Origin of the sequence: Chitinophaga sancti (assembly GCF_034087045.1) — a bacterium.
In the GTDB taxonomy this organism is placed as follows: Bacteria; Bacteroidota; Bacteroidia; order Chitinophagales; family Chitinophagaceae; genus Chitinophaga; species Chitinophaga sancti_B.
This window is the reverse complement of record NZ_CP139247.1, coordinates 4,600,341-4,612,870: the sequence shown is the minus strand read 5'-3', so window position 1 is coordinate 4,612,870 and position 12,530 is coordinate 4,600,341. Positions and strand designations below refer to the sequence as shown.

Genomic DNA, 12,530 nt, shown 5'->3' with positions numbered 1-12,530 from the left:
ATTGGAAGGTTATAATTTTTCTAACTAAAACAATTTCCTCCTTTACTTGTTTTTACCTTCATGCTACTGAACAAACGGATCTCCATCTCCTACTTTCTCGACCTCATCAAATGGGACATTCTTGCCATCGCCCTCTACGCGATCTTTGCCGGTTCTCTGGACCATTATGGTATCCTGCAACGCATCTCCATTCCTCTTGCCGTATCCTCTCTTATCGCCACTATCGTATCCCTCCTGCTCGCTTTCAGAACCTCCCAATCTTATGAACGCTGGTGGGAAGCAAGGCTCATCTGGGGGGCCATCGTCAATGACAGCCGGACCCTTATCCGACAGGTAAAAACATATCTTCCTGAAGAAGTAAATGAATTTGCACACCGCCAGATTATATGGTGCTATGCACTCTCAGAATCGTTAAGAGGATTATCTTTCTCTGAAAAGGTAAAGGTGTATCTTTCTGCATACAACACCGATAGCCGTAACTGGCCCAACCTTTTGCTCAATAAACATGCGGAAGTGCTTGCTGCAGCAAAGCAACTGAACCCTAACAGGCAGGTACAAATAGATGCCACGATTGCCAGGTTGTGCGATGCCATGGGGAAATGCGAACGCATTAAAAAAACTGTTTTTCCAAAATCGTATAGTCTGTTGATTCACTTCCTGATCTATGTATTAATGACAATTCTGCCATTTGGACTGGAAGACAGGACGCAATGGATGGAAATCATTATCGTATTTGTCGTGCCGGTTTTGTTTATTGCTATTGAGCGAACGGCTATTATCATGCAGGATCCATTTGAAAATAAGCCTACGGATACACCTATGACAGCCATTAGTCAGACGATTGAAGTGAATTTGCTGGAGATGATTGGGGAAGCGGTTCCTGAGCATGAAATGCAGGAAGATAGTTATTACCTGATGTAATAAACCATATTGATGGTCAACTCGTCTTCAAATATTGCTACTCCTTCAAATAAAAAAACCGGCCTGCTTCTTAGAAAAGTGCAGGCCGTTATGCTATTTAATGATTGGTTCTGTATATGTTTAATGAATTATTGATCCGCTCAGTCGGGGAATGGTACGGAATCCCGTAAAACTAACTGCCTCAGAAACATAATATGGCTGAGAAGGCTGAGGTTTCACCAGATCCGTACTCAGGTATTTTTTATTACTATCGCACAAGAGTGTCACCACGACAGCATCCTCTCCCATTTGCTCTTTCAGGCGGATCGCCCCGATTACGTTTGCCCCGGAAGAAATACCCACTGCCAGTCCCAGTTCTGCAGCCAGCTTTTGTGCTACAATGATCGCATCACCATCATTGGCCTGTACGATCTCATCTAACTGGTCCAACCGTACAATAGCAGGAATAAACTCATCCGAAATGCCCTGAATACGATGACTCCCCACTTTATGCCCTGTACTTAAAGTAGGTGATTCCGCTGGCTCTAAGGGGTGTACCCTGATACCCGGATCCTTACTTTTCAGGTATCTGCCCACTCCCATTACAGTTCCCCCGGTACCTACGCCTGCTACAAATGCATCGGGCTGTAACCCGGCCTGCATAAGCTGTTCCCATATTTCAGGACCGGTACTCAATGCATGTGCTGCTGTGTTATATTCATTCTCAAACTGACGGGGCAGGAAATATTGATCACTGCTCTCCTGTAATTCTTCTGCCAGCTTAATACTTCCCAGAAATCCACCTTCCTCTTTACTGACCAGCCGCACTGTGGCCCCGAAACTTCTGATAATGTCCTGCCGTTCTTTGCTGAGCCAATCCGGCATCATAATGATCACCTTATGCCCCAGTGCACGGCCAATAGCAGAAAATGCAATTCCTGTATTGCCACTTGTTGCCTCTACAATGGTATCACCAGGTTTGATCAACCCCTGTATATAGGCCTGCTTCATTATATAAAGGGTCATACGATCCTTGATACTACCTGTCAGATTATAGTGTTCACATTTTACGAATATATAGCCAGGACGGCCTTTATACAGATATTCGAGTTTTAGCATAGGCGTGTTACCCACCAGGTTCCACAGCTCACTAAATCGTTGATCAACCATTGACATTGCAGACACCATCATGGTGAATAATTTTTAACAAAGCTCTGAAATAACGGTAACCATGTCAATCGGTAGGCCATTATTCCATAAATTTTCTGGATTTTACCGAAAAAATTGCATTATTTTCCGGAAATTATTTCTTTCACCACCTTCCGGTCCGGATTTTATTAAATTTAAAATGGACAAAAACCAGTTAGACGATATCGATATTCAGATTTTGAGGTTGCTGCAGCAGAATGCAGAACTGACAAACAAGGAAATTGCTTCTCAGTTACATAAATCAGTCGCTACGATTCATGAGCGGATCCGGCAACTGAAAGAAAGCGGGTATATTACGAAAATCGTAGCGCTGCTGGACAGGAAGAAAATAAACAGGAAGCTGATTGCTTTCAGTCATGTATTATTACATGACCATGCGGCTTCTACGTTGAGCACTTTTGAGAAGGAGGTAGCGAAATTCCCGGAGGTGATGGAATGTTTTCAGATGACAGGGACTTTTGACTTTATCCTGCGGGTGGCAACGAGTGATATGGATGCGTATCATACTTTTTACAGGAACCTGGCGGCTTTGCCTAATATCAGTACGGTGCAGAGCTTTTTTGTATTGTCAGAGACAAAGAGTGAAACGGCATATCCATTGTAGGGAGTCTTTATTACACTTTTCCAACCACTCATTCCCTTCATTCAAGAAACTTCGGCGTCCCCATATCCAACAGCCCTTCCACTGGCCATGGACCTTCAGGAATCTGTAATGCTCTATGTGGCCATGCCTCCCAGCTATTTCGCGGCATGCCGGCAGCAGCCAACAGGTTGTGCAGCACGACTGACAGATCATCTATTCTCCAAACATCTTCATTCGGATCATCTTCCATACCGGTAGTCGCGGCAATCGCTTCCTGCCCTACACGGGACAATACGACTGTAGAACAGGGAGTGGCCCAGCATCCAAGGCCACCAAATACGGCTTGTAATCTTGCCGCTACTTCTATCCCTCCTACTGAATCCATGGTGACTACACAAGCCATTGGCTTACCAAAAAAAGCCGGGGTATTTTCAAAAGCAGTCGTTACTTCTATAAACCGCTGTAGCAGTGAGCTCCAGTTGTTCCAATACACACCGGAGATAACAAGAAAGCCGTCGCAGCTTTCCAATAGGTTATATACTTCGCGGATGGTGGGGAGTTTATCCGAAAGAGTTAGTGTGACCGATTGTTGGCCCAGCATATTTTCTGCATACTTTGCAATGGCTGCGGAGTTGCCCTTTGGGCCACGGAGAGAGCCGTTTATGATCAATAGTTTCATTTTCTTTTTTTGACGAATGTACAGAAAAGGAATGTATGGTATTGGGAGATCCTGATACGTTGTACCATTGTTTAGAGAGGGGATTCCGAAGTGAATGTTATAGGATTTGTTCTTACAACCTTTGGAATGAATGATAGACGTTAGGCTTTTGCGATATTAATTTGGCAAACGGCCTCACATCTCTATGAGGCCGTTTACCTTGGTTCTTATCAATATTGCTACTTAAATTTATTCAGTTTTCTAATTTCGCGCATCATGTTGCTATCCAAAGTACATTCGGTAATAGATAGAATATAGTCTCTGTCCTTCATGTATTTGGCTTTGATAAGGAAATGCCCTGAGTCATTTATCTTATACTCTACTTTATAATGTTTTAATACGTCGGGAAAATTTTTGATCATTTCATCAGTATATCCAACAATTATTGGTTCCCCTGTAGGCTTAGTCAGTACTGGTTTCAGCAAAACATATGAATTATCGTAAAACCAATAAGCAATAAATAATATTAGTATGATAAGAATGCCAATAACAAGACCTATACGTTTTTTCATGCCATTTCTATTAGATGAATAAGGATCTTTAAATAAACAATCTACCTTCCAACATCCTTATGGGTGAAATGAAAATTATTATAATATAACGATAGTGGAAGAAATATTATTGTTCCTGAAATGGTTGTATGCCAAAGTGCACGAAGCCCAAAATCACGGGCACTCCCATTTTCTTTTAAATATAATCCGTCCTCATCGAAAACATCTCTAAAACCTGGTATCCATGCACTCATTCCTTCATTCCAGTTATAATTGCCATACCATCTTTGTTTAACATCACCTGGAACAATTATCTGGTTTACCTTTCTTGTCATTGTGACGGTTCCTTTAGTAGAGATCTCTCTAAATCCACTTGCAAAATAAAGGCCTGATCCCCCACGGATCAACTACTGCAGCTCAAACAAGCCGGGCAGCAGCCAATATGTTACGACCTTACAACCTATTTTCCTTATTAAACCTTTGCACAGCCAACACATACGCTTCATTCGCTTTATATACATTTTGAAAATACGCCTGCTTATCTTTATATATTTCCAGCAAATCATGCTGCAACGAATCTTTATCCTGCTTTGTAGCAGTTGACAGCTTCTTCTGCCAGGTAATTTCTTTCTTTGGATAAAGATATAATTCCTTCAATGCCATATGATACTCAACAGCTGCCTGTTTCAGGTGATCGCCTCCTGAAAATTGATCCGCATTTACCCTCTTTAATTCCTGGATAATCTTATCAAATACGACCTGCTGACTATCTGTTATCGCCAGTGCCTGATCGAAATCCTCCGCTATCAGGTATTCCAGTTTACGGGATTCAAGGCCGTTCTTACTGATCAGCATATCTGATATATCGTGTTCCTTCTGAGTGATGGAGTCCCTAAATGCGATAGCGCCGTTCTTATTGCAGGAGAACAGGGGGAATACAATGATGATATAGATGATCAGGTTTTTCATAGTGATACTTATAATAACAAATACGCTGCCAAAAATTACAATATCTTCGTATAAATCCGTGCTATGGTAATCACCTTACAAAAAACAGCAATTACCGATTTAGACCATTTCTTTCTCTTCCAGTTGGATCAGGAAGCTAACTACTTAGCCGCGTTTACTTCAAAAGATCCGACAGACAAAACCGCCTACCTGCAGAAATACGGGAAATGCCTGAATGACCCCACAATCAATATGTATACCATCATCGTGGATGGCGTTATTGCAGGCAGTATCGCTCAGTTTGATGTGGCAGGACATGCGGAAATTACTTACTGGATAAATAAAAAGTACTGGGCACAAGGAATAGCGACAAAAGCACTGACCCAACTTTTATCCATTATAAAAACCAGACCGGTTTACGGACGCACAGCATTTGATAATATTGGTTCACAGCGGGTATTGGAAAAATGTGGGTTTGTTAAAACCGGCACCGATAAAGGATTTGCTAATGCACGGCAGGCGGAAATTGAAGAGTTTATTTACAAATTGATATAGTCTTATGTTTTTTGAATTTGTACCTAACCCACAATTCGACTTTCTTACTCACTTCGCTAAAAAGTTCAACGTTCCACTGGAAGGCGACCGGTTGATCCTCCCACCGGTGATGGGTACTGGTAGCATCAGAAGAATTTCTTTATCACCCGGCCTCAAACTCATCGTTCACAGATATAAACTCAACCAGGATATTATTCTGAGCAGGGTAGCCAGCGACGAGCCGAACGATTTGGTTAGCGTTATCTTTCATAGTAATGAAGCTACTGCCAGCGTAAATACTGATGGTACTCCAAATCCCCTTTCACGAAGCAGTGCTTATGCTATTCAAATTGCTTCCACCGACCTGCATTCTCAGATTCGTTTTCCTGCTAATACAGATATTCACTTTCTTGTTGTTGGGATTATGAAAAATGCTTTGAAGGAATTGCTCGGTATTAATAAGCCAAACAATGTGGTAGAAACTATATTGAATGCCGCCCCTGGTTTTTTGTATTATGAAAGCATGACTGTTGAAATTAATAAGCTCATCAGGCAGGTGACGGATGCCAGGGAAGATAATGAACTGGGAAATTTTTATTATCGGTTGAAAGTTCAGGAGCTGCTTTATCTTGTTTTTGAGAAGCTGCAAAATCGGGAGGTAGTTAACTATCACCTTGTTCATAAAGACGACGTAGAAAAGCTCCTAATGATCAGGACAGCTATTCTTGCCGACCTTTCCGTTCCACCCAGTCTACCGGAACTGGCAAAAATGGCAGGGTTTGGAGAAACAAAGATGAAAGACATCTTTAAACAGGTATTTGGAGATACGATATATAACTTTTACCAGCAGGCGCGTATGGAAGAAGCCGCATTCCTGCTCAAACATAGTGGGTTATCCGTTTCGGAAGCCGGCTACCAGCTGGGTTTTGCCAATCTTAGTCACTTTGGACGCCTTTTTGAAAAGTACCATGGTTTAAAGCCTAAAAAATACGCGACCGGCGGATAGGACTATTTTTCTATCAAAAGCAACTATTTTAACCTTTCAGGAGGAAGCAACTTTGTGTTATCAAAAACACGATAACAACATGAACAAATTGCTGATGCCTTACCATAAAGGCGCTTTACAACTGAAGAATCACCTGGTCATGGCTCCCATGACACGTAGCCGGGCTATCGATAATTTGCCCAACCAATTGATGGCGGATTATTATACACAAAGAAGTGGTGCCGGTTTGATCATTACCGAAGGTTTAGAAAAACGAATTGCTGCAAACGCACCTTTAAATCAACCCGGTTATAATACACTTTATACCCCCGGTCCTGTGGGTTACACGGATTATTTGAGCTTATGAAAAAGATAACATACCATCAATTTGGAGGAACAGAAGTACTCCAAATGACAGAGGCTCCAATGCCTGAGGGAGAGATCATTGTGAAGGTAAAAGCCGTCTCTATCAACCCGCTTGACTGGAAAATATGGCAGGGTGAGATGAAACTAATGAGCGGAAGTAAGTTTCCAAAATCAGTAGGGATCGACTTTTCAGGGATTGTGGAACAGGGTAATGGCATCTATAAAAAGGGAGAAGAAGTATTTGGCATCGCCAGTATATTTAAAGGAGGAGCGCTGGCGCAATACGTAGCTGTAAAGCCGAACGACATTGCGCGTAAGCCTTCAGGGCTCTCTTTTGAAGAAGCGGCAGCACTTCCGGTAGCCGGTGGTGCAGCATTGCAGATCTTTCATCAATTACTAAAATTACAACCGGGTATGGAGGTGCTCATTAACGGTGCCGGAGGCGGTATTGGTCCATTAGCGATTCAACTGGCTAAGAAGGCAGGTGCCATCGTGACTGCTGTGGTGGGGCCTTCTGGTGTTGAGCTGGTAACCAGGTTGGGAAGTGATGTCGTTATTAACTATCAGCATCAAAATATAGGTACCAAAACCTTTGACACAGTCATTGATTTTTCCGGGAAGATCAATTACAAGGCAGCGAAAAGGATACTGAAGAAAAAAGGTGTTTATGTCAATACATCTCCCGGTCCAAAGGAAATGATCGGGTCTCTTTTTTCAGGCGGGCGGTATAAATTGTTGCTTTTGAAACCTAATCCAGCGTTGTTGGCAGATAGTGGTTTACAGGTCCACATCAGCAAGACCTATGACTGGCATGATTTCAAAATGGCTTATGATGAAGTGAAAAAAGGAGGCATACCGGGGAAAGCGGTGTTGGTTGTCAGCTAAGCTTATACCTGGTACAGGCTAGATTTCACTCAAGGCGACCTAACCTGGTTTATGGGAGGCTATAAAAATATTTATATACAAAAGGCTTGGTAACCATTGATTACCAAGCCTTCATTATTTTATAGCGCCCTTATTTGATCAATGCCATCTCATCTACCTCAGCGGTATAATCTACCCCAGGCACATTGAATCCAAACAGGTTCAGGAAATCTTCTTTATAACCAGCCAGGTCACCGATCTGGGAGATGGTCTCAGTAGATACTTCTTTCCACAGCTCAGCTACTTCGGCCTGTACATCAGGACGGAGTTCCCAGTCATCGATACGGATACGACCCTGGTTGTCGAGGGCAACCGGGTTCGCTGCGTACAGGTGATCTTTGAACAGGCGGGCCATTTGTTCGATGGTTCCTTCGTGAATACCTTTTTCCTTCATGAGTTTATACAGGAGGGAAATATACAGTGGTACTACAGGAATTGCAGAACTGGACTGGGTCACCAGGGCTTTGTTTACAGATACAACTGCACTACCATTAAGGGGTTTCAACAGTTCTGTAATTTTTACGGCTGTTGCTTCCAGGTGGTCCTTGGCTCTACCGATGGTACCATGACGGTATACCGGGTTAGTGAGTTCAGGTCCGATATAGGAGTAGGCAACGGTCTTAACATCAGGCGCCAACGCACCTGCAGCCTGCAAAGCTTCTAACCACAACTGCCAGTCTTCACCACCCATTACGGAGATGGTATTGGTAATATCGTCGCCAGTTGCAGGTTCAATAGACACATTTGTAACAATACCGGTGTGGAAATCAACGGTTTTGTTCTGGTAACTCTGATTTATAGGTTTTAATACGGAACGATGTAATACTTCTGTTTCCGGATGCTTGCGCACGGGGGAAGCCAGGCTATAGATAACCAGGTCGACTGTTCCCAGATCCTTTTTAATCAAGTCAATGGTCTGTTGCTTAATTTCATTTGAGAAAGCATCGCCATTGATACTTTTGGCATATATGCCTGCACGGTTGGCTTCCTCATGAAAAGCCACTGAATTATAATATCCGGCAGTAGCAGTTTTACCTTCCTGAGGTTCTTTTTCAAAGAAAACACCGATTGTGGAGGCCCCGCAGCCGAAAGCAGCAGTAATTCTGGACGAAAGCCCGAAACCGGTAGAGGCGCCTATTACCAGTACCTTTTGGGGCCCTTCTGGGAGTTTTTCAGATTTAACATAGCTTATTTGTCTCCTTACATTTTCAGCACAACCAACAGGGTGGGCTGTCAGGCAAATAAAGCCACGCATTTTAGGTTCAATGATCATAAAATTTGATATCAGGTTCAGTTCCTGGTGCAAATGTAGGCTCTTCGGGGAGAAGTTACAAGGGGTGAGGGGGATTTGGAGGGGGAAAGGGGGGAATTTCTTCGGGGGATGGGCGGTGGCGGGAGATTTTGGGGGGCGTTATTAGGATTCAGCCCTAAAAACTCCAGATTACATTCACAAACACATTACGCCCCATTCGCGGAATACGATTCCAATCTGCAAAGGTGGTGTAATTCTTATCAAGCATATTCTCGGCGCCTGCTTTTAATAGCAGGGAATTAAACTGGTAAGATGCGGATAGGTTAAAAATAGTATACCCGGGCAAAGCCTGTTCTCCAAATTCAGGATTATATTTATCCTGCGCAGCAGCACCATTGGCAGTGATATTTGCTGAGAAGGATTTTTGACGGAATGTGAGTCCGGAGCTATAGGTGAATGGTTGTATTAATGGGAGGTGCTTAATATGCTCACCTGTTCCCCTGCGATAACTTACTTTATTTGTCCAGCTAAAGTGTGTACTAAATTTATAATCTGCATCAAGGGCGCAATTGAAAATATTGGCATAGGCCAATTGTTCGTATACCTTCACACCTGCTGCACCAATGGTCATTGCACTTAAGCCTGAATTGGGCTTCCCTATAATATAATCCATCAGGTGAAAATAAGAGCCGGAAACTTTTGCAGAAAATCGGGACGTGCGGAATAGCAAAGCGGTGTTCAGGCTAATGGATTTCTCATTCTTCATGCCAGGGTTGCCGATGTAATCATATTGATCAAAACTATTGTATAAATAATATCCATAGCCTTCAGACACACTGGGTGCGCGTTCTCCATAGGCAGCACCAATGGTGTATTGCCATTTTTTGTGATCGTAACTAAACCCGGTGGAAAGCCTTTTGAGAAGACGGGTACGGCTGCGGTCCATGTTGGGATAGAAGATTGTCAGGCTTTCATACCCCTGTTGGTTATCTACTACATTGTTCTGGATACCCACTCCCCCATTGAATGTTGTATGCCATTTTGAAGAGAGCGTGTAATTATCTTCGCCGGAGATCTCTCCATAATATGTAAGTACCCCGGGCCAGGTAAGCATGTACATGTCTTTCTCGCCTGCTGTGCTGGAATACATGGTCATATCAGCGAGTGATTTGTTGAAATGACCGTTTATGTTTGCTTTCCAGTGATGGTTTTTTGTCATTTTTTGTATGGTGGAATAGAAGCCTGCGGTCTTACTCCAACCGGGCATATCCATGCGGATAGCAACGACAGGACGTTTACTGTCATCCATCACATGGGTGATGGTGTTGTAGTATATTTTAGTTTGCCATCCATGACGAATATAAGCAACGGATGCAATGATCCCCCTGGCCAGCCCTACATCCATCGTGAGTGCAGGGTAGCCTACATTTACTGCACGGTCGTAGATGAGGGAAGCTTCCAGTTGTGCATGTTCGTTGAGCTTGTATCCTGCAATCGCGGATAGATTGTATTTGGTATATTGGGAGTATAACACTTCTTCTCCCCCACCGGCTTTGTAATTGTCCGCATGACGGTAAGTGAAATCTACATTAGTGAATAATGTTGGCTGTGTGAAGGACAACGCACCTCCAATCACCCGCTGACTACCGTTGGTTTCAAAGCCGGCAAATGCCATACCGGAACGTTCTTTTTCCCCAAAGGTGCCCTTTTTTCTTACGAGGTCCATCGTCCCTGAAATGGCGGGTCCACCGGCACTATGTACGTTTATTGAAGAGAGGTTGGTCGTTTCTACATAGGAAGTAACCGGGTCCATTTTGTCGGTACAGGCGGCGTAGATCCGCATGCCATCGATGGTGACTACGCTACGTTCTGAACTCATACCATTCAGGTAAGGTTCCCATGCGTATGCGCCACGTCTGATCATGTTGACGATGTCGGATTTTTCAAGATATTTATCCAGGGAGGAAAGCGGCTTGTCTGTTTTATCAGATAAGGAACGTTTATGAATGATAACGACTTCTTTGAGCAGGTCGGTTTTTATGCTGTCGGTTTGTGAATACGCGGTGATGGCGGACAATAAGGCGATACAAAGTATAAAAAATTTATGCATACAACCAGTTTGAATGATAAGCAATAACTTTAACCTCACTTAACCCGGTTGGATGATAACACTGAGCATTTCATTTACGAAATGCTCATTGCTATCATTTCCCTTTCAAGGCAATCTCTAATGCTGGTTTAGAATTCCAATTCAAAATAGATACTGCTACCTTCGTTAGTATCGGTGACAGCTTCACCTTTTACGATCGTTTCGCTGGCGTCCTGCAGTTGTAAATTGATTTTCCAGTAACCTGTCATCGTCAGACTAAGTTTGCCATAATACATCTTATCTGTTCCCTGCGTCAGGTTTACATTATTGGGAGAAGTATGGTTGCCCATGCTGGTCATTCTTGGATCTATTTTGATGGTGTAGCCATCTACTATGACGAAACTGGTCATAGATTCCATTTTGTACAAAACCATGGAGATGTCATTGACAGCGACGGCTGGGGTAGTTGGGTTGACCAATGCTAATACATAGGTATTATTGTCACTACCGGTGAAGGTTTCTACTACCCGTTTGGCGGATTCGGAGACTGCGATGGTATCTGTGACGGTATAGGCTATATTGCCGATGGTGTAATCTATTGTAAGGGTCCAGTATTCATCGTCAGTACCAGCCATTTGGAATACAAGGTAGCCTTTGTTGTTGGAAATGGCAGAAGCCGGACAGGAATGAGTCTTACCCATCATATGCATGGTGGGTGTCCATGATATGCTTGCGTTGTTTACAACGGTGCCCGCTGTGGTTTTTACCTGAACATAAGTAGCATTGTAACCGGTTTGGAATTTTCCACTGGAAGTATAGAGTGCTATCTTATGGGTAGTATTTGAAAGCGTTGTTACAAGTGTTAAGCCATCGAGGTCGTTTGTAACTACAGGGTCGTCATTTTTAGTACAGGATACAAAGGTGGAAAAAGCAAATATTATGAATACAGATTTAAGTAAGTTCATTATTGTTGTTTTTGATAGTATACATAGATAGGCCCTTATATGCGGTCTTTTTGTAAAAGCACGCACATTTATGCACAAGGCATTCAGTTTTCAGGAAAGAAATTCATTGTGAAGAATTCATGACAATGAAGTTCCTGGCGATGAAATTCATTGCAAACAAATACAGTCGTGAAAGTAAAGTAGCTTATGCTTGTGGGGGTTTCTTACGCGGATCGCTAAAGAGATAAGAATATTTAGGATGTGTAAAGACAGGATAAGTCTTTTCGGTGAATTCATCCACTTCCTGTTTTGCAAAGTCAATACCGGATGGGATGGGGCAGGCCAATGCCTCTGATTGCAGTTCTTTTAATAAGCGTTCTGTTTCATTATCCCGCTGTTCTTTCTGCATCTTTGCAAGCTGACATTTACCATTACAATGTAACTCCGGCTTATCTTTATTTTCGCAAAAAGCTTCGACAAAGAGCTTAGTATCATATTCATACACCGCATATAATATCGAGTTCTTCATACTTCCCAGGAAGACGATGATAAACAGGAGAGGACTTAATATGACGGCCGCTTTTCTC

15 protein-coding genes are annotated in these 12,530 nt (G+C 42.9%); 6 read left to right on the top strand and 9 right to left on the bottom strand.

The window, feature by feature from the left end; all coding sequences use genetic code 11:
- Positions 1 to 60 precede the first annotated feature (60 nt).
- Positions 61 to 921 carry a bestrophin family protein gene (locus SIO70_RS18770; RefSeq protein ID WP_320573213.1) on the top strand — a complete coding sequence of 287 codons (861 nt, stop codon included), beginning with the start codon at positions 61 to 63 and terminating at the stop codon, positions 919 to 921.
- Between the two features lie 120 nt (positions 922 to 1,041).
- On the opposite strand, the gene SIO70_RS18765 is transcribed toward SIO70_RS18770, so the two are convergent.
- A complete protein-coding gene (locus tag SIO70_RS18765; protein WP_320573212.1) occupies positions 1,042 to 2,091 on the bottom strand; it encodes a cysteine synthase family protein in 1,050 nt (349 codons plus the stop codon).
- Positions 2,092 to 2,248: 157 nt separating this feature from the next.
- Between SIO70_RS18765 and SIO70_RS18760 the strand changes: the two genes are divergently transcribed.
- Positions 2,249 to 2,713, top strand: a complete 465-nt coding sequence (locus SIO70_RS18760; RefSeq protein ID WP_320573210.1) for an Lrp/AsnC family transcriptional regulator — start codon at positions 2,249 to 2,251, stop codon at positions 2,711 to 2,713.
- A 37-nt stretch (positions 2,714 to 2,750) separates the two neighbouring features.
- Here the strand turns inward: SIO70_RS18760 and SIO70_RS18755 are convergent, their stop codons facing one another.
- From SIO70_RS18755 to SIO70_RS18740, 4 genes are all read right to left on the bottom strand, one after another.
- Positions 2,751 to 3,371 carry an NAD(P)H-dependent oxidoreductase gene (locus SIO70_RS18755; protein ID WP_320573208.1) on the bottom strand — a complete coding sequence of 207 codons (621 nt, stop codon included), beginning with the start codon at positions 3,369 to 3,371 and terminating at the stop codon, positions 2,751 to 2,753.
- Between the two features lie 218 nt (positions 3,372 to 3,589).
- Complete coding sequence (locus tag SIO70_RS18750) at positions 3,590 to 3,922, bottom strand: hypothetical protein (RefSeq protein WP_320573206.1); 333 nt, start codon at positions 3,920 to 3,922, stop codon at positions 3,590 to 3,592.
- Positions 3,923 to 3,963: 41 nt separating this feature from the next.
- Entirely contained in the window at positions 3,964 to 4,236 is a 273-nt protein-coding gene (locus tag SIO70_RS18745) for a hypothetical protein (RefSeq protein ID WP_320573204.1), read from the bottom strand.
- Positions 4,237 to 4,354: 118 nt separating this feature from the next.
- The gene (locus SIO70_RS18740; protein ID WP_320573202.1) at positions 4,355 to 4,870 is read right to left on the bottom strand and encodes a hypothetical protein; all 516 of its coding nucleotides are present in this window, start codon (positions 4,868 to 4,870) and stop codon (positions 4,355 to 4,357) included.
- 63 nt (positions 4,871 to 4,933) lie between these two features.
- Here SIO70_RS18740 and SIO70_RS18735 point away from each other — a divergent pair, with 63 nt between their 5' ends.
- From SIO70_RS18735 to SIO70_RS18720, 4 genes are all read left to right on the top strand, one after another.
- Positions 4,934 to 5,404: a GNAT family N-acetyltransferase gene (locus tag SIO70_RS18735; protein ID WP_320573201.1), complete on the top strand. Its 471-nt coding sequence runs from the start codon at positions 4,934 to 4,936 to the stop codon at positions 5,402 to 5,404.
- 4 nt (positions 5,405 to 5,408) lie between these two features.
- Positions 5,409 to 6,389, top strand: coding sequence for an AraC family transcriptional regulator (locus tag SIO70_RS18730; protein ID WP_320573199.1), 981 nt, complete (start codon positions 5,409 to 5,411; stop codon positions 6,387 to 6,389).
- A 79-nt stretch (positions 6,390 to 6,468) separates the two neighbouring features.
- Positions 6,469 to 6,735: a hypothetical protein gene (locus SIO70_RS18725; RefSeq protein WP_320573197.1), complete on the top strand. Its 267-nt coding sequence runs from the start codon at positions 6,469 to 6,471 to the stop codon at positions 6,733 to 6,735.
- Positions 6,732 to 7,619 carry an NADP-dependent oxidoreductase gene (locus SIO70_RS18720; protein WP_320573196.1) on the top strand — a complete coding sequence of 296 codons (888 nt, stop codon included), beginning with the start codon at positions 6,732 to 6,734 and terminating at the stop codon, positions 7,617 to 7,619. Before SIO70_RS18725 ends, SIO70_RS18720 begins: the two co-directional genes overlap by 4 nt.
- Positions 7,620 to 7,749: 130 nt before the next feature.
- Here SIO70_RS18720 and fabV read toward each other — a convergent pair whose 3' ends face one another.
- The 4 genes from fabV to SIO70_RS18700 form a co-directional block, all read right to left on the bottom strand.
- Positions 7,750 to 8,931 carry an enoyl-ACP reductase FabV gene (fabV, locus tag SIO70_RS18715; RefSeq protein WP_320573195.1) on the bottom strand — a complete coding sequence of 394 codons (1,182 nt, stop codon included), beginning with the start codon at positions 8,929 to 8,931 and terminating at the stop codon, positions 7,750 to 7,752.
- 154 nt (positions 8,932 to 9,085) lie between these two features.
- On the bottom strand, positions 9,086 to 11,020 hold the full coding sequence (locus tag SIO70_RS18710; protein ID WP_320573194.1) for a TonB-dependent receptor plug domain-containing protein: 1,935 nt from the start codon (positions 11,018 to 11,020) through the stop codon (positions 9,086 to 9,088).
- A gap of 128 nt (positions 11,021 to 11,148) precedes the next feature.
- Entirely contained in the window at positions 11,149 to 11,964 is an 816-nt protein-coding gene (locus SIO70_RS18705; protein ID WP_320573193.1) for a hypothetical protein, read from the bottom strand.
- A 184-nt stretch (positions 11,965 to 12,148) separates the two neighbouring features.
- The gene (locus SIO70_RS18700) at positions 12,149 to 12,472 is read right to left on the bottom strand and encodes a hypothetical protein (protein WP_320573191.1); all 324 of its coding nucleotides are present in this window, start codon (positions 12,470 to 12,472) and stop codon (positions 12,149 to 12,151) included.
- Positions 12,473 to 12,530 lie beyond the last annotated feature (58 nt).

Bases quoted from the DNA above. Each gene is read 5' to 3' on its own strand.
- SIO70_RS18770 (WP_320573213.1), top strand. From the start codon at position 61: ATGCTACTGAACAAACGGATCTCCATCTCCTACTTTCTCGACCTCATC.
- SIO70_RS18765 (WP_320573212.1), bottom strand. From the start codon at position 2,091: ATGATGGTGTCTGCAATGTCAATGGTTGATCAACGATTTAGTGAGCTG.
- SIO70_RS18760 (WP_320573210.1), top strand. From the start codon at position 2,249: ATGGACAAAAACCAGTTAGACGATATCGATATTCAGATTTTGAGGTTG.
- SIO70_RS18755 (WP_320573208.1), bottom strand. From the start codon at position 3,371: ATGAAACTATTGATCATAAACGGCTCTCTCCGTGGCCCAAAGGGCAAC.
- SIO70_RS18750 (WP_320573206.1), bottom strand. From the start codon at position 3,922: ATGAAAAAACGTATAGGTCTTGTTATTGGCATTCTTATCATACTAATA.
- SIO70_RS18745 (WP_320573204.1), bottom strand. From the start codon at position 4,236: ATGACAAGAAAGGTAAACCAGATAATTGTTCCAGGTGATGTTAAACAA.
- SIO70_RS18740 (WP_320573202.1), bottom strand. From the start codon at position 4,870: ATGAAAAACCTGATCATCTATATCATCATTGTATTCCCCCTGTTCTCC.
- SIO70_RS18735 (WP_320573201.1), top strand. From the start codon at position 4,934: ATGGTAATCACCTTACAAAAAACAGCAATTACCGATTTAGACCATTTC.
- SIO70_RS18730 (WP_320573199.1), top strand. From the start codon at position 5,409: ATGTTTTTTGAATTTGTACCTAACCCACAATTCGACTTTCTTACTCAC.
- SIO70_RS18725 (WP_320573197.1), top strand. From the start codon at position 6,469: ATGAACAAATTGCTGATGCCTTACCATAAAGGCGCTTTACAACTGAAG.
- SIO70_RS18720 (WP_320573196.1), top strand. From the start codon at position 6,732: ATGAAAAAGATAACATACCATCAATTTGGAGGAACAGAAGTACTCCAA.
- fabV (WP_320573195.1), bottom strand. From the start codon at position 8,931: ATGATCATTGAACCTAAAATGCGTGGCTTTATTTGCCTGACAGCCCAC.
- SIO70_RS18710 (WP_320573194.1), bottom strand. From the start codon at position 11,020: ATGCATAAATTTTTTATACTTTGTATCGCCTTATTGTCCGCCATCACC.
- SIO70_RS18705 (WP_320573193.1), bottom strand. From the start codon at position 11,964: ATGAACTTACTTAAATCTGTATTCATAATATTTGCTTTTTCCACCTTT.
- SIO70_RS18700 (WP_320573191.1), bottom strand. From the start codon at position 12,472: ATGAAGAACTCGATATTATATGCGGTGTATGAATATGATACTAAGCTC.